This window comes from Plantibacter sp. AC185, from assembly GCF_979258065.1.
On record NZ_OZ409831.1, the window covers coordinates 2,381,251 to 2,401,325 of the forward strand.

At 70.6% G+C, this 20,075-nt stretch carries 19 protein-coding genes; 8 read left to right on the plus strand and 11 right to left on the minus strand.

All coding sequences use genetic code 11. The features are described from left to right. The first annotated feature begins 53 nt into the window (after positions 1–53). Positions 54–989, plus strand: coding sequence for an EamA family transporter (locus ACZZZB_RS11345; protein ID WP_463529706.1), 936 nt, complete (start codon positions 54–56; stop codon positions 987–989). Between the two features lie 5 nt (positions 990–994). On the opposite strand, the gene ACZZZB_RS11350 is transcribed toward ACZZZB_RS11345, so the two are convergent. Continuing rightward, positions 995–2,143, minus strand: a complete 1,149-nt coding sequence (locus ACZZZB_RS11350; RefSeq protein WP_463529707.1) for an NAD(P)-binding domain-containing protein — start codon at positions 2,141–2,143, stop codon at positions 995–997. Positions 2,144–2,206: 63 nt separating this feature from the next. Beyond that, the gene (locus ACZZZB_RS11355; protein ID WP_137244271.1) at positions 2,207–2,779 is read right to left on the minus strand and encodes a hypothetical protein; all 573 of its coding nucleotides are present in this window, start codon (positions 2,777–2,779) and stop codon (positions 2,207–2,209) included. 41 nt (positions 2,780–2,820) lie between these two features. Between ACZZZB_RS11355 and ACZZZB_RS11360 the strand changes: the two genes are divergently transcribed. Beyond that, positions 2,821–3,486 (plus strand): SIMPL domain-containing protein, encoded by a 666-nt coding sequence (locus ACZZZB_RS11360; RefSeq protein WP_463529708.1) that lies wholly within the window; start codon positions 2,821–2,823, stop codon positions 3,484–3,486. An 8-nt stretch (positions 3,487–3,494) separates the two neighbouring features. Here the strand turns inward: ACZZZB_RS11360 and ACZZZB_RS11365 are convergent, their stop codons facing one another. Next, entirely contained in the window at positions 3,495–4,403 is a 909-nt protein-coding gene (locus tag ACZZZB_RS11365; RefSeq protein WP_463529709.1) for an EamA family transporter, read from the minus strand. Between the two features lie 118 nt (positions 4,404–4,521). Between ACZZZB_RS11365 and ACZZZB_RS11370 the strand changes: the two genes are divergently transcribed. Beyond that, positions 4,522–5,403, plus strand: a complete 882-nt coding sequence (locus ACZZZB_RS11370) for a LysR family transcriptional regulator (RefSeq protein ID WP_463529710.1) — start codon at positions 4,522–4,524, stop codon at positions 5,401–5,403. A gap of 66 nt (positions 5,404–5,469) precedes the next feature. Here ACZZZB_RS11370 and ACZZZB_RS11375 read toward each other — a convergent pair whose 3' ends face one another. Further along, positions 5,470–6,555, minus strand: a complete 1,086-nt coding sequence (locus ACZZZB_RS11375; protein ID WP_463529711.1) for a GTP-binding protein — start codon at positions 6,553–6,555, stop codon at positions 5,470–5,472. A gap of 93 nt (positions 6,556–6,648) precedes the next feature. Here ACZZZB_RS11375 and ykgO point away from each other — a divergent pair, with 93 nt between their 5' ends. Then, positions 6,649–6,771: a type B 50S ribosomal protein L36 gene (gene ykgO, locus ACZZZB_RS11380; protein ID WP_079707423.1), complete on the plus strand. Its 123-nt coding sequence runs from the start codon at positions 6,649–6,651 to the stop codon at positions 6,769–6,771. A 3-nt stretch (positions 6,772–6,774) separates the two neighbouring features. Here the strand turns inward: ykgO and ACZZZB_RS11385 are convergent, their stop codons facing one another. Continuing rightward, entirely contained in the window at positions 6,775–7,194 is a 420-nt protein-coding gene (locus ACZZZB_RS11385; RefSeq protein WP_064294781.1) for a hypothetical protein, read from the minus strand. Positions 7,195–7,436: 242 nt separating this feature from the next. Between ACZZZB_RS11385 and ACZZZB_RS11390 the strand changes: the two genes are divergently transcribed. Continuing rightward, entirely contained in the window at positions 7,437–8,504 is a 1,068-nt protein-coding gene (locus ACZZZB_RS11390; protein WP_463529712.1) for a LacI family DNA-binding transcriptional regulator, read from the plus strand. A gap of 575 nt (positions 8,505–9,079) precedes the next feature. Here ACZZZB_RS11390 and ACZZZB_RS11395 read toward each other — a convergent pair. Further along, positions 9,080–10,654 (minus strand): HNH endonuclease signature motif containing protein, encoded by a 1,575-nt coding sequence (locus ACZZZB_RS11395; RefSeq protein ID WP_463529713.1) that lies wholly within the window; start codon positions 10,652–10,654, stop codon positions 9,080–9,082. 506 nt (positions 10,655–11,160) lie between these two features. On the opposite strand from ACZZZB_RS11395, the gene ACZZZB_RS11400 reads away from it, so the two are divergent. The 3 genes from ACZZZB_RS11400 to ACZZZB_RS11410 all read left to right on the plus strand — a co-directional run bounded on the left by ACZZZB_RS11400 (position 11,161) and on the right by ACZZZB_RS11410 (position 13,145). Beyond that, positions 11,161–11,496, plus strand: coding sequence for a nuclear transport factor 2 family protein (locus ACZZZB_RS11400; RefSeq protein WP_192019759.1), 336 nt, complete (start codon positions 11,161–11,163; stop codon positions 11,494–11,496). 259 nt (positions 11,497–11,755) lie between these two features. Beyond that, positions 11,756–12,352 carry a hypothetical protein gene (locus tag ACZZZB_RS11405; RefSeq protein WP_463529714.1) on the plus strand — a complete coding sequence of 199 codons (597 nt, stop codon included), beginning with the start codon at positions 11,756–11,758 and terminating at the stop codon, positions 12,350–12,352. 142 nt (positions 12,353–12,494) lie between these two features. Further along, complete coding sequence (locus ACZZZB_RS11410) at positions 12,495–13,145, plus strand: GntR family transcriptional regulator (protein WP_124767670.1); 651 nt, start codon at positions 12,495–12,497, stop codon at positions 13,143–13,145. A 79-nt stretch (positions 13,146–13,224) separates the two neighbouring features. On the opposite strand, the gene ACZZZB_RS11415 is transcribed toward ACZZZB_RS11410, so the two are convergent. From ACZZZB_RS11415 to ACZZZB_RS11435, 5 genes are all read right to left on the minus strand, one after another. Next, entirely contained in the window at positions 13,225–14,475 is a 1,251-nt protein-coding gene (locus ACZZZB_RS11415; protein ID WP_463529715.1) for an APC family permease, read from the minus strand. 43 nt (positions 14,476–14,518) lie between these two features. After that, positions 14,519–16,519: an ABC1 kinase family protein gene (locus ACZZZB_RS11420; protein WP_274500106.1), complete on the minus strand. Its 2,001-nt coding sequence runs from the start codon at positions 16,517–16,519 to the stop codon at positions 14,519–14,521. A 160-nt stretch (positions 16,520–16,679) separates the two neighbouring features. Further along, complete coding sequence (locus ACZZZB_RS11425) at positions 16,680–17,666, minus strand: hypothetical protein (RefSeq protein ID WP_463529716.1); 987 nt, start codon at positions 17,664–17,666, stop codon at positions 16,680–16,682. A 45-nt stretch (positions 17,667–17,711) separates the two neighbouring features. Then, positions 17,712–18,938, minus strand: coding sequence for an MFS transporter (locus ACZZZB_RS11430; protein ID WP_463529717.1), 1,227 nt, complete (start codon positions 18,936–18,938; stop codon positions 17,712–17,714). Beyond that, positions 18,935–19,960: a zinc-dependent alcohol dehydrogenase family protein gene (locus tag ACZZZB_RS11435; protein ID WP_463529718.1), complete on the minus strand. Its 1,026-nt coding sequence runs from the start codon at positions 19,958–19,960 to the stop codon at positions 18,935–18,937. The genes ACZZZB_RS11430 and ACZZZB_RS11435 overlap by 4 nt, the downstream gene beginning before the upstream one ends. Positions 19,961–20,075 lie beyond the last annotated feature (115 nt).

Below are 20,075 nucleotides of genomic sequence, written 5' to 3' on the forward strand. Positions count from 1 at the left end.
AGCCGGGCGTCCACCTCTTCCGCCGGCCCCACTCGCGGCAGCTGGAGACCCCCATGAAGCACACGTCCTCGACCACGGTCGGTCTGCTCGTCGCTGTGCTCGCCGCGGTCGCGTTCGGCACCTCCGGCGCGTTCATCAAACCGGTGCTCGCGTCGGGGTGGAGCCCCGCTGCGGCGGTCACCGTCCGCGCCCTGATCGGCGGCCTGGTACTCGCCCCGTTCGCCCTCATCGCGCTCCGTGGTCGCTGGGACGCGGTCTGGCGTGGCCGCTGGCGACTCCTCGGCATGGGACTTATCGGGGTGGCGGCGACGCAGCTCGTCTACTTCGCGGCGCTGCAGACCATCGCCGTCGGGACCGCGATCCTCGTCGAGTACATGGCACCGCTGCTGCTCGTCGCCGTCGCCTGGGTGCTGACCCGACGTCGTCCCGCGACGGTCGTGCTCGTCGGCTCCGTCGTGTCGCTCGTCGGGCTCGTACTCGTCGTCGCTCCGAGCGGTGGCTCGACGCTCGACCCGGTCGGCCTGCTGTTCGCCATCCTCGCGATGGTGGGCTGCGCTGCGTACTACGTCATCTCGGCGCGGCCGGCGAAGGGGCTGCCTCCGGTGGCGTTCGCTGCCATCGGCCTGCTCATCGGGGCGCTCAGTCTGTGGCTCGCGGGGCTCGTCGGCGTGCCCTTCACGACCTCCGACGCCGACGTCACGGTGCTCGGCACCGACGTCGTGTGGTGGGTGCCGCTCCTGTTCGTCGGGGTGGTGTCGACGGCCGTCGCCTACGCGTCGAGCATCACCGCGAGTCAGATGCTCGGCTCCCGACTCGCCTCCTTCGCGGGCCTCCTCGAGGTGGTCGCGGCGACCGGGTTCGCCTGGATCCTCCTGGGGGAGCAGCTGTCACTTGCGCAGCTCCTCGGCGGGGTGTGCATCCTCCTCGGGATCGGCTTCGTGCGCTCCGAGCGGGCTCCCGCCGTGCCGATCCCCGTGCCGGTGCAGTGACGGGGTCAGTGCTGTGGGACCGGGACGGCGGCGTCGAGGTCGGCGAGGATCGCCATGACCGCCGCCCGCCCGGCCCGGTTCGCGCCGACCGTCGACGCTGAGGGGCCGTACCCGATCAGGTGCACCCGCGGCTCGTCGGCTGCCCTGGTGCCGTCGATCCGGATACCGCCCCCGGGCAGCCGGATGCCGAGCGGCGCGAGGTGGTCGAGCGCGGCCCGGAAGCCGGTGGCCCAGAGGATGGCGTCGACCGGGAGGAACGAACCGTCGGCGAGGACGACCCCGTGCTCCTCGATGCGGCGGAACATCGGCTGACGCACCAGGACGCCGCGCGCCTCGGCCGCCCGCGCCCACGGTGTCCAGTGCATCCCCGTCACGGAGATCACGCTGCCCGGCGGGAGGCCCTGGCGCACGCGTTCTTCGACGCCCTTGATCGCCTCCACCCGGGCGGCGGTGTCGAAGTCGTCCTCCACCCACTCCGGTTCGCGTCGCGTCATCCACACCGTCTCCGCCACCCGCGAGATCTCCTCGAGCAGCTGGATGGCCGAGATGCCGGCACCGACGACGACGACGCGTTGGCCGCGGAACTCGTCAGCGGAGACGTAGTCGGCAACGTGCAGCTGGCGTCCGGCGAAGCGTTCCCGTCCCGGGTACGCGGGCCAGAACGGTTTCGTCCAGGTGCCCGTCGCGTTCACGACCGCCCGTGCCCGGAACACGGCGGCGGGGGAGTCGGCGCCCGAGGAGTCGGCGCTCGCCGCGGTCTCGACGAGGAGCCGCCCGTGCGGGTCGTCGTCCTCGCGGCGGACGGCGCGGACCTGCACCGGGCGGCGGACCGCGAGGGCGAAACGCTGCTCGAACGCCGCGAAGTACGGCGGGATGACGTCCACGCTCGGCGAGGCTGGATCGAGCTCGGGCTTCGGCATGCCGGGCAGGTCGTAGATCCCGTTGACGGTCGACATGGTGAGCGACCGCCATCGGTGCTGCCAGGCGCCACCCGGGGCGTCGTTCGCGTCGAGGACGACGAAGGTGCGTGCCGCGGTCGGGCCCTCGGTGGCGCCCAGCGGGACGAATCCGCGGCGATGCAGGTGGTACGCGGCCGACAGCCCGGCTTGACCCGCGCCGATCACGACGACGTCGACGGTCTCCGGAGTGCTCACGTGCTCCTCAACGTCGCCGACCGCTCCGGCATTTCCGTCAGGGTCCGAGCTCGTGTCCGCGATTCAGCCGTGAGCCAGGACCTGCACGCCGATGACGAGGACACCCAGGAGCACGAGGGCCGCGAGCGCGATGAGCTGCTGCCAGACGGACAGCCGCGCGCGCCGGACGGCGACCCACCCGCTGAGCCCGAGGGTGACGAGGTAGACGATCGCGGACACGCGGAGGGAGGTCTCGAGTTCCATGACGTCGAACACGGCGAGCACGAGCAGGATGGTGGGGGTCGCGACGGTGAGGAGCGAGCCCCACGCGATCCGGAGCATGGAGTGCCACCCGCGCTCGTCGGGGAACGCACCGTGGGCGGCGAGGTGCGCGATCATCTCGGCGACCAGGCCGGCGAGGGTGATGCCGACCACGCCGATGACGAGCGAGAAGAGCGCATCCGACGCGTCGTGGTGCTCCACGTTCGCCGCCAGCACGAGGACGATCGCGAGGCCGGTGAAGGTCGCGTAGACGCGCTCCTTGAGGTACTTCGCGACCGTCTCGACGTCGCCGGGCGGCAGCCCGCGTCCCGCCGGACCGTGTGCGTCCCGCTGCCGTCCACGTCGTCGATCCGCCCGGGTTCCGCCGTCCGTCATGGTCCAGAGCGTAGCCGCCGTCGCGGGATAGAGTGCCGGGTATGAGCGAAACGATCATCACCGTCGAGGGCCGCTTCGACTACCACCACCCGGCTGAGCGTGGGACCGTCCTCATCTCGGCGGGGTTCCAGGGGCCGGAACGTGAGCCCGTCGTCTCCCACACCACCGCGCTGCACCGTGCACTCAGTCAGGCGGCGGAGCAGCTCCGCGCGCAGTCGGCCGTGACCTGGTGGTCGGCCGATCGGCTGCGGGTGTGGAGTGAGCGGCCGTGGAACAAGGACGGGAAGCAGTTGCCGCTCGTGCACCACGCGACGGTCGCGCTCGAGGTGAAGTTCGCCGACCTGCAGGCGCTGGCCCGCTGGGCCGAGGAGATCGCGACCCAGGACGGCGTCACGGTGACCGGTGTCACGTGGGCGCTCACCGAGGTGACGAAGCACCGCATCACGGCCGAGGCCCAGCACAACGCCGTCCGCGACGCCGTGGACCGCGCGACCGCCTACGCCCGGAGCCTCGGGTTGGGCACGGTACGACCGGTCGCATTGGCCGATCCCGGCATGCTGGGTGACGAGACTCGCACCTCGGGGACCCAGACCGCGGCGCCGATGATGCGCGGAGCCGCCGCACCTGCCGGCGACACCGCCCTCGACCTGAAGCCGGAGGACATCACGGTGTCCTCCCGCGTGCACGCCCGCTTCGCCGCGTCCTGACCCGACGATCAGCTCGGCGCGATGCTCGGCTGCACCTCGGGTGCGCGACCCCGCCTGGCTGAGAGCACGGCGCCGATCCCGGCACCGACCACGCAGGCGATGCCGAGCCACTGCGGTGTCGTGAGCTGCTGACCGAGCACGAGGAGTCCGGCGATCGCGGCGATGGCCGGCGCGGATGCGAGCAGGATCGAGAAGGTCGCGGCGCTGAGGCGTCTGAGGGCGACGAACTCCAGCGCGTACGGCACGGCCGACGAGAGCGCGGCGACGCCCAGGCCGAGCAGGAGGATGACGGGATCGAACAGGGCGATGCCCGCGGTCGTCGCGGCGAGTGGGATGGTCACGAGGGCGCCGATGGCGGCGGCGATCGCCAGACCGTTCAAGCCGGGGAACTCCGTCCCCGTCCGCCCCGACAGCAGGATGTAACCGATCCAGAGGGCGCCGGCGGCGAGTGCGAGGACGACGCCGAGCGGATCGAGTGCGGCCGTCGGTCCGCTGTGGAGGAGCACCCCGCCGAGGAGGAGGACGCCGACGAGGGCGACGCCCGCCCAGAGCGCGCTCGTCCATCGACGACCCGCGATGACGCTGAGCGCGAGCGGGCCGAGGATCTCGAGGGTCACCGCCGGGCCGAGCGGGATGCGGTCCAGTGCCAGGTAGAAGCAGACGTTCATCGCGGCGAGGACGAGCCCGAAGCCGACCGCCGATCCCCAGGCGCTCCTCGGGTGTCCGCCCAGGGCCGGGCGGGCGACGGCCAGCAGGATGAGTGCGGCGAACACGAGCCGCAGCGTCACCATGCCGATCGGACCGACCTGCGGGAACAGCGTGACCGCGATCGACGCGCCGAGCTCCTGACAGACGAGTCCGGCCAGGACGAGGAGGGCGCCGGTCGCCGCCTGGCTCGGTCGCGGTCTGCGGATCACTGCACCACGCTAGCGCGCCCCGGTCACCGAGCCTCATCCGGTCACCGAGCGCGCCCCGGTCACCGAGCTTGTCGAGGTGCCGCCCCAGCCGGGCTCGCCGGTGCGGCATCATGAGGGCATGAGGATCGACGAACTCGCGTACCTTCGGGCGCTCGCCGAAGACGGTCACGTCCCGTACGCCGCTGAGGCGCTCGGTATCTCCCAGTCGACGCTCACGCGGGCGATCGGTCGGCTCGAGGCGGACGCCGGGGTCGAGTTGTTCGACCGCCACCGCAGCCGGCTCGAACTCAACCGCTACGGCGAGATCCTCCTCGTGCACGCGCTCCGGGCGCAGACCGAGCTCGACAACGCGCAGTCGCGGATCGACGAGCTCCGCGACCCGTCGGCCGGACTCGTGTCCATCGCCTACGTCTCGTCCCTCGGTGGCTGGCTCATTCCGCGCATCGTGAGCGAGTACCGCCAGCTGCTGCCGGACGTCCGGTTCGTCCTCGACGGCGGGAAGGCCGACAGCGTGCTGGACGCGCTCCGCTCCGGCTCGGCCGACGTCGCCTTCCTCAGCCCGGAACCGCGGGATCCGGACATCGAGTGGCGTCCGCTCACCTCCGAGCGGCTCGCGCTCGGCGTGCCGGTCGGGCATGTGTTCGCCGATCGGACGTCGTTGGCGGCGTCCGACCTCGAGCAGACGGAGTTCCTCGCGATGACGACGGACTCGGGGCTCCGGCAGATCGCGGACGCGTACTTCGCGAGGCATGGCGTCGTGCCCCGCGTGACGATGGAGGTGTCCGAGCTGTCGACGCTCCGTGGTCTCGTACGCGCCGGGGTCGGGATCGCGGTCCTCCCCGATTCCACGAGTATGGAGGGCGTCGTGCTCGTCCCGCTCGACGACGAGGCGGTCCGGGTGATCGGTGTCGCCACCAGCCGTGCCCGGGCGGTGTCGCCGGCCGTCGAGCAGTTCGTGCGGTTCGTCCGCGAGGAGTGGGTGAGCGCGCGGATCCACTGAGCCGCCCAAACCTGCACGACATCGACCGGGATCCGAACCGTTTCGGGCAGTTGACGGGCCGGCCGCTCAGTGTTCGTGGGTGGTGCTCCATGGCGTGAAGGCGTCCGGGTAGTGCGCCCACGCCGCCGGCCCGGCAAGGAGTTCCTCGTCCGTCAGGGTGCAGGCGTGCAGGGCGGCGGTGATGGCGACCTCGTCGAGATCGATCCCGGTGACGACGAGCTCCTGACCGAGCGGTGCTCCAGGATCGTTCGTCTCGAACGACGTGGGTTCCAGATCGATCATCGAGCCGACGTGTTGGAGGACGCCGACGCGGGAGGCGCGCGTCGCGAGCACGAGGAACCCCGCGGTACGGACGACCTGGCCGAACCGCCCCGCCTCGATCGGTCCGTCGAAGCACGCGAGGAGTCGTTCCGGGTGCATTGGTCGGGGGCTGTCGAACCGCAGGGTGGTCACGCGGTCGTGATCCACCCACGGCCGGTGCTCGCCGTTCAGCATCGCGATCCACCCGGGGGAGGTGCTGAAGCGGTCCAGTTCGAACGGGGAGTCGCGGTAGCGCGCGAGCGGCTCACGGGTGCTCGCGGTCACCGGAGTGCCGGGTGTGGCCCGCGGTCGGGCCGCGACCGGCTCGACCATCCGCGTCAGCGCCGTCGGGTTCAGGTGGCTGAGGAGCGCGAGGAGCACCGCGAGTCGCTCGTGAGTGACGCCGCGTCGGCCTGCGACGGCGATGGTGTCCGCGTACTCGAGCTGCTCCACGGTGATCATCGACCGTGCGGTGTACGCCGTGTCGCCGTCCTCGTCGTGGGTGACGTACTCGTCGTCCTGGAGGTCGTGCAGCAGATGGGCTGCGTCGACGACGGTCACGACGGCGTCCAGGACGGCCGTGTCGCGGTGCCCGAGGACGGCGGAGACTGCGTCGACCGGGCGGACCGTGCTCCCGCAATCGAGGACGAGGTGCCGGGGAGCGAGCGGGTGTCGCGCGACGGCGTCGATCGCGTCGTCGATGTCAGGGTGGGCACTCTCGGCGTCGTCCTGCCGCTCGATCGTGACGAGCGCCGCGGATCGTCCGGCGATCTGTCGGGCCACGGTGCGACGCTCGGGCGGACAGGTGCCGAGGACGAGCGTCACGGTCAGCGGGATGCGAGGCGTGGTCACGGCGGGTTCTCCTGGTCGATGGGTGCTACAGTGCGTTCTGTTGAGAATCGTTCTCAACAAGGTAGCACGCATCGTGATCACCAGGAGGTCGCCATGAAGGTCCGCGCTTCACTCAAGTCGCTCAAGGACAAGCCGGGGTCCCAGATCGTCCGCCGCCGTGGCCGGGTGTTCGTCATCAACAAGCAGAACCCGCGGTGGAAGGGTCGCCAGGGCTGAGTGTCAGCCGCGCACCACGTTCACGACGATCGTGACGACGCCCAGCGCGGCGATGACGTACGCCCAGAAGCGGACGGGGATGAAGAAGAGTGTGGAGCTCGGGCGGCTGTAGAGCTGCTCGCCGGTCTGCGGGTGGCGCACGGGCACGGCCTCCTGCTTGACGGTGATGCCGTGCTCGTTGACGTACGGCTGCGCGAGCTGCTGCCAGACGACGACCGGCCGCGGTGCGTCCAGCTTCGCCAGCGCGAACTTCCCGAAGGCCCAGCAGGCGACGGCGCCGAGCAGGAATCCGATGCCGACAAACACCCCGGACTGCGCCGATCCGCCGTCGGGTGAGACGATCGCCTTGATGAGGAAGCCGGCGCCGACGGAGAGCCCGAAGATCAGGAAGACGACGATGCCCCAACGGGTCCAGATGATCATGTGTGCTCCTGTTCGGGTGTCGGTCGCGACGCGCAGCTGAACACGCGGCGCCCGCGCGACCGGTGGCTCGTCCATCACGGTACCGAGGTCGGCTGTCCACCGGCGATGGGGAGCGGTGCCCATGCGGGCTACCTGCCGAACCGCTGGAGGTGGCGCGGAGAGCGCAGCCGTGCCGTGAACGGACGGATACGCTTCTCGGGGAGAGGCGTGCGGACCTCGTCAGGTGGGAGCCGGCAGCACTGGTGGGTAACGACGACGGGCGGGCACGGGTCGCGACCATCTTCGATGTGGCGCGCCTCGCCGGGGTCTCGCATCAGACCGTGTCCCGGGTGCTCAACGATCTGCCGAACGTGCGACCGGCGACGAGGCAGCGGGTCGAGCAGGCGATCACGCAGTTGCGGTACACGCCCTCGCAGGCCGCACGGTCGCTCGTCACCCGCCGTTCACGAACGATCGGCCTCATCACGACCGGTGGGCCGGACTACGGGCCGTCGAGTACGGCGCTCGGCTTCAATGAGGCCGCACGGGACGCCCGGTATGCCGTGAGCATGGCGAGCATGCTGGAGTCGGATCCGGCGTCGATGCGGCAGGCCGTCGAGTTGCTGCTGCGGCAGAACGTCGAGGCGATCGTGCTCATCGCCGCGCATCGTGGGGCGCTCGACGCGGTGCGCGGGATCGAGCTGGGGGTGCCCCTCGTCGCGGTCGAGTCGACTCGTCGGGACGGGTTCCACCGTGTCTCCATCGACCAGTACCAGGGGGCGCGGATCCTCGTCGACCACCTCGTCGGGTTGGGGCATCGCCGCATCGCCCATCTCGCGGGGCCGGCGGATTCGGTGGACGCGTTGGAGCGGGTGCGGGGGTGGCGTGATGCGCTGTCCGAGCACGGGCTCGTCGCCCGCGAACCGCTGGTGGGCGACTGGACGCCGGCGAGCGGGTTCCGGCTCGGGCGGGAGCTCGTGGCGGACCTCGGGGTCGGAGACGATGACGACGGGCGGTCCGGTGGACGGGTCGGTGGGCTGTTCACGGCCGTGTTCGCGGCGAACGACCAGATGGCGCTCGGCGTGATCCACGCGCTGTCGGAGCGGGGCCTGCGGGTGCCGGACGACGTGAGCGTCGTCGGGTTCGATGACATCCCGGAGGCTGAGCACTTCGCGCCGCCGCTGACGACGATGCGGCAGGACTTCCCGGAGCTCGGGCGGACGATCATGTCGACGCTGCTCGAGGTGCTGAGCGATGCGGACTCCATCGGCGTGGTGCGTTCGGTGCCGCAGCTCATCGTGCGGGAGTCGACGGCGGCTCCGAGCGCCTGAGCTGAGGTCTCCCCGTTCCTCGAGCTGACGCCCCGCCCCGAGGCGGCAGACCGGAGCCTGAGCCGGAGTTCTTGGCCCCCTGAGCAGGTGTCCAGGGTCCCCGAGTCCGTGTCCCCGGTCCCCGAGTCCGTGTCCCCGGTCCCTGAGCTTGTCGAAGGGCGGGCGGTCGCTCGTGTGCCCTTCGACAGGCTCAGGGACCGGGATGGCCGGGTTGTTGAATACAGCGTCGGTCGCAGAGGTTGGCTATGCGCGATGGCGTCCTGTCTCGGTCCCTGAGCTTGTCGAAGGGTAGGTATGACGGTTGTTCGTGGGTCCGTCGACAGGCTCAGGGACCGGGATGGCCGGGTTGTCGAATACGGCGTCGTTCACCGAGCTTGTCGACGGGTGGTGGTTCCCGTCTCGCTCCCTGAGCTTGTCGAAGGGCAGGTATGACGGTTCGTCGTGGGCCCTTCGACAGGCTCAGGGACCGGGGTGGCCGGGTTGTCGAGTAGTGCGTCGGTCGCTGAGCGTGTACGAGGCATGGTGGTCCCTGAGCTTGTCGAAGGGCGGCGTGTGGGCAGGCGGGTGCCCCGGGTTCAGGCGGCGAGGTGGATGCGTCCGCCTCGGATGGGGGTTTGGTGTCGGTCGATGTGGCTGGGTGGGATGAACCAGGGGACACCGTTTTGGATGGTGATGGTCCAGTGGTCGTCGTGGATGCGGTGGTGGTGGAAGGGGCAGAGGAGTACCCCGTTGTCGAGGTTGGTGGGTCCGCCTTGTGACCACCAGGTGATGTGGTGGGCTTCGGTGAAGGATGGTGGGTGGGTGCAGCCGGTCCAGGCGCAGCCGCCGTCGCGTTCAGCGAGGGCGAGTTTTTGTCCGCGGGTGAACAGGCGGGTGCTGGTGCCGAGGTCGAGGACCTGGGATGGGCCGTTCAACACCATGGGGATGAGGTTGGCGTCGGCGGCGAGGCGGCGGAGGGCGCCGGCTCCGATGGGTTCGTCGATGCCGTCGATGGTGGCGGTGCCGAGACCGGTTTCGAGGGTGTCGTGGTCGGTGCGGATGATGACGGTGACGGGGGTGAGTTCGGTGGCGGCGGCGTTGCAGCCGGCCAGGTGGCGGAAGGTCTCGGTGAGGGCGATGGCGCGTCGCCGGTCGATGGGGATGAGCGTGGTGGCGGGCATGGGGTTCCCGGACCCGTCTGGGGCGTCGGTGTCGGACGGCTGCTCGGGGTCGATGAAGCGGGGTTTGCGGATGCTTGCGGTGATCAGGGCGTCGAGGCCGGCGCGGATGAAGGCGGCACTTTCGGGGGCGAGTTCGGCGCGGAGGAGGGTCATGCCGGTGGGGAGTTCGTGGATGGTGCAGCGTTCGGCTCGGCGGAGGAGTTCGTCGCGGGGTTCGCGGCCGTCTTGGTCGAGGCGGGTGCGGACGAGTTTCGCGATGCGGGTGACGTCCTGCAGGGGCGCGTGTCCGGCGTGCTCGATGGCGATGACCGACGCCGCCTCGAGCTCGCCTCTGCTGCAGATGCGGCCCGCGTTGCGGAGCTCCCGGACGATGACCGCGGCCCCGTCGACGCTGATGGGTGCCCGTGGGCTGCCGAGGGCAGCGGACGCGTCACCATCTGTGGTGGCCGACGAGGATGACCCGTCGGGTCCGTCGGCCAGGGCGGTGGTGGCGACGAAATCGGCGGCCGGTTCTGGGGTGGCGTCGAGATCGTGGATCGGTTCGGCGTCGTCGTCGGGTTCAGATGCCGGTTCGAGCGCCGCGGCGACCGCGGGGAACGGGCATTCCTCCAGCTCGCCGAGCAGCCCGCGCGGCTGCGTGATGGCGGCACCGACCTCCGCGATCGCTGCGCCTCGGGCGCGTGCCACCCGCCACCGCTCCGACACCATGACGCCCGCGTTGGCGTAACCCGCAGCGCGCACTAGGGTGCCGTCGCGGCCACTGGGCGACGGACGCAACGCGATCGCGCCGACGACGCGGGCGGCGAGGACCTCGACCGCATGCTGCACGGCACCGAGCTCGTCGAGGAGACGGAGGATCGCCTCGTCGTTCATGTTCTCGAGCTGCTCCGCGACACCGGAGCCGGGGCGGATCGCGTCGAGCGCGCCCTGCCACACGGCATCGAACCCGGCCGCGGCGGCGGCGAGCGGGTTCGGTGCGGTGCTGGTCATGGATCCATCCAAACACGGACCACTGACATTCGAACGGCAAACGAATCATCCGCTGATCTGGGTATTTATCCGACAGTTGATGTTTGCTCGTGGGCCCTTCGACAGGCTCAGGGACCGAGTGTCCTCGGCGGTCGAGGTGCGGCGGGGGAGGCTGCCCGTGGGCCCTTCGACAGGCTCAGGGAACGGGTCTCCGCGGTTGTCGAGGAGCAGTCCGGCAGGTCCCTCGGGGTGCCCTTCGACAGGCTCAGGGACCGACGGTGACGCGGTCGCGGAGTCCGCCTCTGGTGGGGAAGGTCGCTCGTGGGCCCTTCGACAAGCTCAGGGAACGGGTGTCTTCGGCGGTCGATGTGCGGTGGGGAAAGTGCCTCGGGGTGTCCTTCGACAGGCTCAGGGAACGGGTCTCCGCGGTTGTCGCGGCGCGGTCCGGGAGGTCCCTCGTGGGCCCCTCGACAAGCTCAGGGGCCGGCCGCGACACCGCAGCGCCAGCCCGCGCGTAGGATCACCGCATGCGTTCATCGGCGATCGACACGGTTCTGGCGTTCATGCGTGCGTTCCGCGAGCAGGATCAGGCTGCCGCCGAGGCGCTCATGCATGCGGACTTCGTCTTCACGAGCCCGCAGGACGACCACCTCGACCGAACGACCTGGCTCGAACGCTGCTTCCCGAGCGCCGACCATTTCGACACCCCCGGCGTGACGCTCCAGATCGTCGAGACCGACGGCATCGTCCTCCACCGCTACGAGTACGTCGTGCAAGGGAAGACGTACCGCAATATGGAGGCGACTCGCGTCGTCGACGGCACCGTCCGGGAGGTCGAGGTCTACTTCGGTGGCGCTGTCTGACGGGTCTCCGCCGTTTCGTGCGGCAGCTCCGCGACTCAGTGGCCGAGCAGCGCGTCGAGCCGTTCGAACCCCTCGACGACGCCACGCTCCGTTCCGTTCTCGATCATGCCGCGCGTCCTTCGATGCTCGGGAACACGCTCCATCCCGACACGCGCGTACGGCCGTCGCCGAGGTCTGAGAACCGTATCGTCGAGATCCGTCAAGGTTCGCGCTGCCCATCGGTCGCTCCACCCCGCTCTGACAGGATTGAGTCATGCGCATGAGTTCTTGTCGAACGACCCTGGCCGCGGCTCTCACGGTCGCCGCCCTCGCCCTCGCCGGTTGCTCCACCGGCTCCTCGTCGGACGCTGACCGCGCCTCCGCTTCGCCGACGCCGTCGGTGTCGCAGCCGCCGAGCACGCCGCTCCAGGAGCAGACGCTCACCGACGACGTCGACGGTACGAAGGTGACCGCCCTCGCGATCGTCGACGACTTCCCGGCGCCTGCCGGCACCACCGACGGCCTGCGTCCGATGCTCGTGCAGGTCCGACTCGAAGCCGGCGACGAGTACGGCGGCAGCGTCTTCCCGTACCGGGTCTCCGTCACCACCCGCGCCGTCAACCTCGACTACGTGACGCTCGGCCTCGGAACGCCCGAAGAGCTGAAGGCCCCGATGGCGTCCGCCGGCTACTCGCTCCTCCAGGCGACACCGGCCGGTGAGACGGCGACCGGCTGGATCGGCGCCTGGGTGCGCACCGATGAGACCGAGTTCGACCTCGTCTACGACCGCCCCGAGGGCAAGGTCATCGGCGGCAGTAAGAGCGGCGAGGTCGTGCCGCCGAGCCGCGACATCGTCCCGCTGATCCCTCAGGACTAGCCGCCTGCGGGAGGGCGTCCCGGCGATGTCCGCGCGGAGACCCCGCCCGTCAGGTGTCGTCGAATCTCCCGTCAACCCCGGGTGGATCCGCTGATATTCGGTACGCTGATGGCATAGCATTCGCCGACGAAGGAGATCCCGCATGCCCGTGCCCTCAGCCAACCCGCCCGTCGAGCGTCGTTCACTCCGCGAGGTCGCCGTCGAGCGCATCCGCACGGCCATCTTCGACGGCACCCTCGAGCCCGGCGAGCACCTCAACGACGGCGAACTGCAGTCCTGGCTCGGGATCTCCCGCACGCCGATCCGCGAGGCCCTCAACGACCTCGCCCGCGTCGGCCTCATCGAGATGGCCGCACAGCGGTACACCCGCGTCGCCCTGCCCGACCCGGCGCAGCGCACCGAGGTCATGCAGACGCTGGGTGCGATGCTCGGCGGTGTCGTCCGCGTCACCGTCCCCGGCCTCGGCGCAACGCAGAAGAAGGCGCTCGTCCGCTCGATCAACCAGGTGATCGTGGTCGTCGAGCAGCGCGACATCGCCGAGCACGGGCGACTCAGCTGGGAGCTCTTCGACGCGTTCATCGCCGCCTGCCCGAACGCCACGCTCGTCGCGGCGACGAAGGACATCATCGACGGCCTCACCTACCGGTCCTCCGCGACGCGCACCGAGGAGAACACCGACTGGGCTGCCAAGGAGCAGGGCTACCCGGCACTCCGCGAGGCGGTCGAGGCCGGCGACGCGATCGCCGCCGAACTGGCCGTCGAGAACATCTTCCGCCTCTCCGCGCAGCTGTAACCGGTCGGCCCTTCGACAAGCGAATCCTGAGCTTGTCGAAGGGCAGGGACCGGGGTCCGGTCACCGAGCCCAACCCCGGTCACCGAGCTCGTCGAGGTGCCAGCACCGCCCGCCCGGCGAACCCGAGGAGCACGACCACCGTGCCCACGATGACCGACGTCGGCGGCAGCGTGAACATGAGGACGACGCAACCGACGGCGCCGAACACACTGACCGCGCGCGGGTACCGTCGGTGCTCGCGCGTCTGGCGGAACGCCGCGACGTTGGCGACCACGTAGTAGAGCAGCACGCCGAACGAGGAGAACCCGATCGCGCTCCGGAGGTCGACGAGCAGGACGAGCACGATGACGACCGCGCCGACGAGCAGCTCCGCGCGGTACGGGGTCGCGAAGCGCGGGTGCACCGCGTCGAGCGCTCGTGGCAGGTCGCCGGTCCTCGCCATCGCGAAGGCGGTGCGTCCGATGCCCGCGAACACGGCGAGGAGCGCCCCCAGACAGGCCGCCGCCGCGCCGAGCCGCACCAGTGTCGCAGCCCACTGCCAGCCGTTCGCCTCCACCACCGCGGCCAGGGGTCGTGCACTGGCTGCGAGGCCGTCCGCGCCGAGCGTGAGCAGCGACACGACCGCGACGGCCGCGTAGACGACCACGGCGACGGCGAACGCGATCCCGATGGCGCGCGGGATCGTCTTGGCCGGATCGCGGACCTCCTCGCCCAGGGTCGCGATCCGCGCGTACCCGGCGAAGGCGAAGAACAGCAGCCCCGCCGACTGCAGCACGGTGAGCGGGCTGGCGTCGAACCCGAGCGACGCGAGTCCCGTCCAACCGGCGTCTGGCCCGACGACGCCTGAACCGACGACCACGGCGAGGACCAGCAGGACGGCCACCACGATCACCCGGGTCGCGGTCGCGGTGCGGGTGACCCCGAGGCAGTTGGTCACGACCACGAGGGCGACCGCGAGCGCGGCGACCGAACGACTCCACTCGGGCGGTGCCGCATACGCGGCGAACGCGACCGCCATGGCTGCGGCGCTCGCCGTCTTGCCCACCACGAAGCTCCATCCGGCGGCGAAGCCCCACCACGGCCCGATGAGTTCGCGGCCGTAGAGGTAGGTGCCGCCGGCCGAGGGGAGTTGCGAGGCGAGCTGCGCGGAGGACATCGCGTTGCAGCAGGCGACGACCGCGGCGATGACGAGCCCGATGAGGAGTCCCGCGCCGGCGACCTCCGCCGCCGGCTGGAACACCGCGAAGACGCCGGCGCCCATCATCGAGCCCAGGCCGATGAACACCGCGGCGCTCGTGCCCAGGCGTCGCTGCAGTCGGGGGTCGCTCACCCGATCACGGTAGCGCCGTCAGGTGAACAGTGGGGTGCTCCGGTCACCGACCCCTGCGGACGACGGTCTGCCGCAGGACGCGCAGCAACCCCAGGAAGCCGAGGAACCCGATGAACGCCGCGATGAGATCGAACACCCGTAGGCCGCCGGGGAGGACCGGGCCGGCACCGGTGACGACGAGGACCACGGCGATCACCAGGGCGGCGATCGAGATCAGGGTTCCGACGATCTCAGCGGTCACGCCTTCCACGAGCCCCTTCGCCGGTTCGTCGGCGAAGCCCTTCAGCGTCACGCCGACGGTCCCGTCCTCGAGTCCGGACAGCAGCGAGTCCAGTCGACGTGGGAGGTTGCGGGCCAACGCGGCGGTGACGGCGGCCTGCGCCTGCAGGGTGACCGCGGTTTGCCGGATGGACTGGGAGCGGCGGAGGAGACGCGGGACCATCGGGAGGGCCTGTTCGAACATGTCGAAGTCGGGGTCGAGCGCCTTAAGGCACCCTTCGAGGGTCGCGAAGCTGCGGAACGCGGCGGCGAGGTCGCCGGGGAGCGCGATGTGATGCTGGCGGATGACGTCGAGGAGTCGGCTGAAGATCGAGCCGTCGCCACCGGGGCGGTGACGCTCGGTGGTGATGACGATGCCCACGTCGTGGCGCAGGGCGTCGAGGTCGGCGTCCTCGGGCAGGTCGACGATGAGCAGGAGGGCGTCGGTCGCCGCGATGTCGTCCTCGCTGACGGTCGCGAGCATGACCGCGGTGAGTCGCTGCCGCTGGCTGCGCTCGATGACGCCGACGGCCCCGAAGTCGATCAGCCCGAGCGATCCGTCCTCGCGGAGGATGACGTTGCCCGGGTGGAGGTCGGCGTGGAAGACGCCGTGCACGAGGATCTGTTCGAGCACGACCTCCATGAGGCCGGTCGCGAGGGTCTCGCGTTCCTCCTTCGGGATGGTCGCGATGCGGTCCCGTGCTCGGCTGAGCGGCAACCCGTCGACGAGGTCCATGGTGAGCAGGCGGGCGCCGGAGGCCGCCGGGTAGACGCGTGGCACCGTGATCCGGACGCCCTCGTCGCGCTCCTCGCGACGCTTCAAGGTGCTGCGGATCATCTCCACGTTGCGGGCTTCGATCCGGTAGTCGAGTTCTTCGAGCAGCGTCGAGGTGAAGGCGCGCGCGACGGACGCGAGGCGGAGGTCCTGCCCGAACTTGGTGTGCGTCTCAGCGCGCTCGGCGAGGCGGACGACGATGTCGGCGTCGGCCTCGACCTGCACCCGAGCGGCCGGTCGCTGGACTTTCACGACCACGGGGGTACCGTCGAGCAGCTCGGCGGTGTGCACCTGCGCGACGGACGCGGCCGCGAGCGGTTCGGAGTCGATCGACGCGAACACGGTGTCGATGGGAGCACCGAGTTCCGTCTCGATGACGACCTGGACCTCGTGCCAGGGCAGCGTGGTCGCTTCGGACTGCAGCGACGCGAGGGCGCTGAGGTACGGCTCGGGCACCAGGTCGCGTCTCGTCGAGAGCACCTGTCCGAGCTTCACGAAGGTGACGCCGGAATCGTTGATCGTGGCGATGATCGCGTTGGCGCGCTGCTCACTCGTGGTGAGTTCGAGCTGGACGCGGGATCGGCCGTGCACGAGCCAGCCCGCGCCGTGCCGTGACGCGATGGCGAGGATCTGCAGGTATCGCCTCGTCCGTCGCCGTCGTTTGATCGCCGAGCGGACGACGTCGATCGGGTTCATCAGCGGCCGTGTCGGGATGATGACCTCGATGGCGACGAGGACACCGAGGCCGAGCGCGAAGATCCAACCGATCGCGAGCAGCGCCACGGCGATCGCTGCGAAGGCCGCTCGAGCATCTCCGGCCTCACCAGGCTGGACCAGGCCGGTCTGTTGCAGCAGCCAGTTCACGAACGGTGGGCCGGTGACGAACACGACGAGCCCGACGAGGATACTGCGCGGCCATCCGACCGGGGCGTCGAGCACCCGCCGCGCGGCGAATCCGAGGAGCAGTGCCGACACGACCGCCAGGACGATGGTGAGTGCGTCAGTCAGCATCCGGCATCCCCTCGTGGGTCGAGCGGTCGTCTCGCCCCGCCCGCCAGCGTATCCGGCCCGGCTGAGCGAGCGCGAGCGCTGATGCGCTCGGCGAGAGTGCACCAAACGCTCTCAAACGCGGCCACAGCGAGCATCTTCTGCACTCTCGGTGGGTGGGCCGTCACCCGAGGGCGTCGCGACGGCGGATGAGCTCCTGCAGCTGTTCGTCACGGCGGTCGGCGTCCGCCCGTCCCACCGCGCGCAGTGAGGAGTCGTACACGGATGCCGCTTGCTCCGTCGTGCAGTCGAGTACGGCCGCGATGCGCGCAATCGACTCGTTCTCCGACATCGTGCTCCCGATCACGTCAGCGATCGCGGCCCAGGAGCGACGGGCGTCGACACGCACACGCTCGTCGTCGATCTGTCGGTCGAGCGCTCGGCGCTCACTCGCGGCATCTGGTCGGTGGCGGTTCCGTTTGGCGACCTGACGCGCGATCATCTCCGCGGTCAGCTCGACCCGGAGCGGCTCGGCGAGACGGAGCCCGAGTTCGACGACCACGACGTGGAGGTCGCACGGCCCTTGTCGGAGCTCCGTCGGGGTCGCGCGATCCTGCACATGCACGGGGATCCGAGCGTACTCACCTGGTTCGAGTGGGACCGCGCGTTGCTGCGCAGAACTCATCCAGGCGAAGCCGAATGTGACCTCGCCCGGTTCCGTGAGCGCTCCGATGGCGTGGAAAGAATCACCCTCCGGAGACCAACGAGAGTGACCGAGGTTCACGACGTCGATGACGAGCTGCATCGGGTCGGCGATCTCCTCCACGAACGACGGCCAGCGCAGCACCAAGCCCTGTCGCCGCTCGGCCCGGCTCGGGCGCACGACCAACGTGTCCGGGTGCACGCGCACCACCGGAGGCTGCTCTCCCGGATGCACCTGTGCCACGCGCCAGGTCCGGTGGTCCGCGTCGACCGGCGAACCGAGATACACCGCACCGCTCTCCAACCGGCGGAGCACCCGCCAACCAGCCGGCGGTGCCCCGGCGGTGGTCTCGTCGACGCCGCAGGCTAGTTCGTCCGCCAGCTCCGAGAGTGTCGTGCCGTCGCCGGTGAGTGCGTCGCCGTCGACCTCGAGGTCCCCGATCCGCGGTGCGTCGTCCATGGAAGCCATGCCCGATGGTCTCACGCGACCGCCGCCACCGGCTCGGCCTCCGCGTCACCCCGCGGCGAAGGCCGACCGGCGTCCCACGGCCGTGAGCAGCAGCGCAGCGAGTCCGAGGGCGATCATGACGACCGGGAGGATCAGGCCGTCGAAGGTGCCGAGGAGGAGTGCGCCGAGGATGCCGCCGGCGAAGATCGCGAGGTTGAACGCGACGGGCAGGAAGGAGTTTGCGACGTCCGAGTGCTCGCGTCCCGATCGGGTGAGCGCCGACTGCAGCTGGGCGGAGGAGCCACCGAACGCCAGCCCCCATAGGACAGTCGCAATGAGGACGGCGACGATGGAGACGTGGCCGAGCAGGAGCAGCGCGCCCGCCGCGACGAACATCGCGACGCTCCCGTGGAGCAGCGCGCGCGGAGCCCGATCGATGAGCACCGCCGTGAGACCGATGCCCGCGATGGATGCGACACCGTAGACGAGCAGCACGAGGTCGGCCCCGAGCCCGGTGCCCGAAGCCCGAAGGAACGGCGAGATGTAGGTGTAGACGGTGTTGTGAGCCAGCATCCAGACGACGATCACCGCGAGGACGACCGCGACACCGGGCAGGACGAGCACCTGTCGGAGCGGGAGCCGTGCCGAGCGAGGCTGCCCTGCCGCGTCGGGTACGAACACAGCGATGGACACGAGCACGACGAGCGCGAGCACCGTGAGTCCTCCGAACGCCCAGCGCCAGTCGAACGCGGTGCCCAGCCAGGCGCCGAGCGGTGTCCCGAGTGCCAGCCCGGCGGGCGCTCCGACGGACACGATCGACAGTGCGAGGCCTCCACGGTCGGGCGGGCTGATGCGACGCCCGTAGGCGGCGAGCATGCCCCAGATCACCCCGCAGAACGCACCGGCGACGAACCGCGACACCAGCGCGACGACGACGTCCCCCGCGACCGCGGTCGCGGTGTTCGCGAGGATCAGCCCGACGATCGCGCCGAGGAGGAGTGGCTTGCGACGCATGCCACGGGTGAGGGCGAGCGCCGGGACCGTCACGATCACGGTCCCGAGCGCCCACACACTGATGAACTGACCGATCAGGCCCTCGCTCGTGTCGAGATCCCGGGCGATGACCGGGAGGAGCCCGGCCGGCATCGTCTCCGCGGCCACGAGGACGAACCCCATCGCGGCGAGGGCCGCCAGTGCGAACCAGGGCATCCGGGTGGGCGTCCCGGCTACGGGGAGGGTCGACGCCCCGACCGGCGCGTCCATCGTCGAGGTGATCGGTGCTGCGGGGCTCACAGCGTCAGCAGCACCTTGATCGCACGGCGCTCGTCCATCGCCCGGTACCCCTCGGCGGCGTCCTCGAGCAGCAGCGTGAGGTCGAAGACCTTCCCCGGGTCGATCCTCCGCTCCCAGATCATCCGGATGAGCTCGGGGAGGAACCGTCGCACCGGCGCCGGCCCACCGTGCAGGTGCACCTCGGCGAAGAAGAGCTCGTCGAGCGGCAGCGAGACACCCTCGTGGGCGACGCCGACGAAGCCGACGTGGCCGCCACCGCGAGTGGAGCGGATCGCCTGCAGCATGGACTCTTCGGTGCCGACCGCCTCGATGACGCTGTGCGCGCCGAGACCGCCGGTCAGTTCCTTGATCCGTGCGACCCCCGCCGCACCGCGCTCCTCGACGATGTCGGTCGCGCCGAACTCACGGGCGAGCGCCTGCCGGTCGGCGTGACGCGACATCGCGATGATGCGTTCCGCCCCGAGCTCCCGGGCCGCGAGGACGCCCATGAGCCCGACGGCCCCGTCACCGACGACCACGACCGTCTTCCCCGGCCCCACCTCGGCGGCGACCGCGGCGAACCAGCCCGTCCCGAGCACGTCGGACGCGGCGAGCAGCGAGGGGATGAGCTCCGCGTCCGGCTGTCCGGGCGTCGCCACGAGCGTGCCGTCGGCGTGGGGGATGCGGGCGAGCTGAGCCTGCGTCCCCGCGGCGACCGACACGAACTCGGCGTGCACGCACTTCGACTGGTACCCCGCCTGACAGATCTCGCAGGTGTTGTCGGAGGTCACGAAGGAGCCGATGACGAAGTCGCCGACGGCGATCGTCCGCACGTCCTCGCCGACCTGCTCGACGACACCGACGTACTCGTGCCCCATGTTCGTGTGGTCGACGGGCTCGACCCCGCGGTACGGCCACAGGTCGGACCCGCAGATGCAGGTCGCCGTGAGCCGGATGACGGCGTCGGTCGGGTCGACGATGACGGGGTCCGGACGGTCCTCGACCCGGACGTCGCCGGGCGAATGCATGACGACTGCGCGCATGTGTGCTCCTTCTGTCGGGTGGTGCAGGCGACCAGTCAACGCCCCGGGCGACGCGGGAGGGAGTCCCGCCTGAGAGGTGTACCGAGAGGGCACCTGTCGGCTCGCCTCGAGGACG

Coding starts and splice junctions, on each gene's coding strand:
- ACZZZB_RS11345 (WP_463529706.1), top strand. CDS start 54: ATGAAGCACACGTCCTCGACCACGGTCGGTCTGCTCGTCGCTGTGCTC.
- ACZZZB_RS11355 (WP_137244271.1), bottom strand. CDS start 2,779: ATGACGGACGGCGGAACCCGGGCGGATCGACGACGTGGACGGCAGCGG.
- ACZZZB_RS11360 (WP_463529708.1), top strand. CDS start 2,821: ATGAGCGAAACGATCATCACCGTCGAGGGCCGCTTCGACTACCACCAC.
- ACZZZB_RS11370 (WP_463529710.1), top strand. CDS start 4,522: ATGAGGATCGACGAACTCGCGTACCTTCGGGCGCTCGCCGAAGACGGT.
- ykgO (WP_079707423.1), top strand. CDS start 6,649: ATGAAGGTCCGCGCTTCACTCAAGTCGCTCAAGGACAAGCCGGGGTCC.
- ACZZZB_RS11385 (WP_064294781.1), bottom strand. CDS start 7,194: ATGATCATCTGGACCCGTTGGGGCATCGTCGTCTTCCTGATCTTCGGG.
- ACZZZB_RS11395 (WP_463529713.1), bottom strand. CDS start 10,654: ATGACCAGCACCGCACCGAACCCGCTCGCCGCCGCCGCGGCCGGGTTC.
- ACZZZB_RS11400 (WP_192019759.1), top strand. CDS start 11,161: ATGCGTTCATCGGCGATCGACACGGTTCTGGCGTTCATGCGTGCGTTC.
- ACZZZB_RS11405 (WP_463529714.1), top strand. CDS start 11,756: ATGAGTTCTTGTCGAACGACCCTGGCCGCGGCTCTCACGGTCGCCGCC.
- ACZZZB_RS11410 (WP_124767670.1), top strand. CDS start 12,495: ATGCCCGTGCCCTCAGCCAACCCGCCCGTCGAGCGTCGTTCACTCCGC.
- ACZZZB_RS11420 (WP_274500106.1), bottom strand. CDS start 16,519: ATGCTGACTGACGCACTCACCATCGTCCTGGCGGTCGTGTCGGCACTG.
- ACZZZB_RS11425 (WP_463529716.1), bottom strand. CDS start 17,666: ATGGCTTCCATGGACGACGCACCGCGGATCGGGGACCTCGAGGTCGAC.
- ACZZZB_RS11435 (WP_463529718.1), bottom strand. CDS start 19,960: ATGCGCGCAGTCGTCATGCATTCGCCCGGCGACGTCCGGGTCGAGGAC.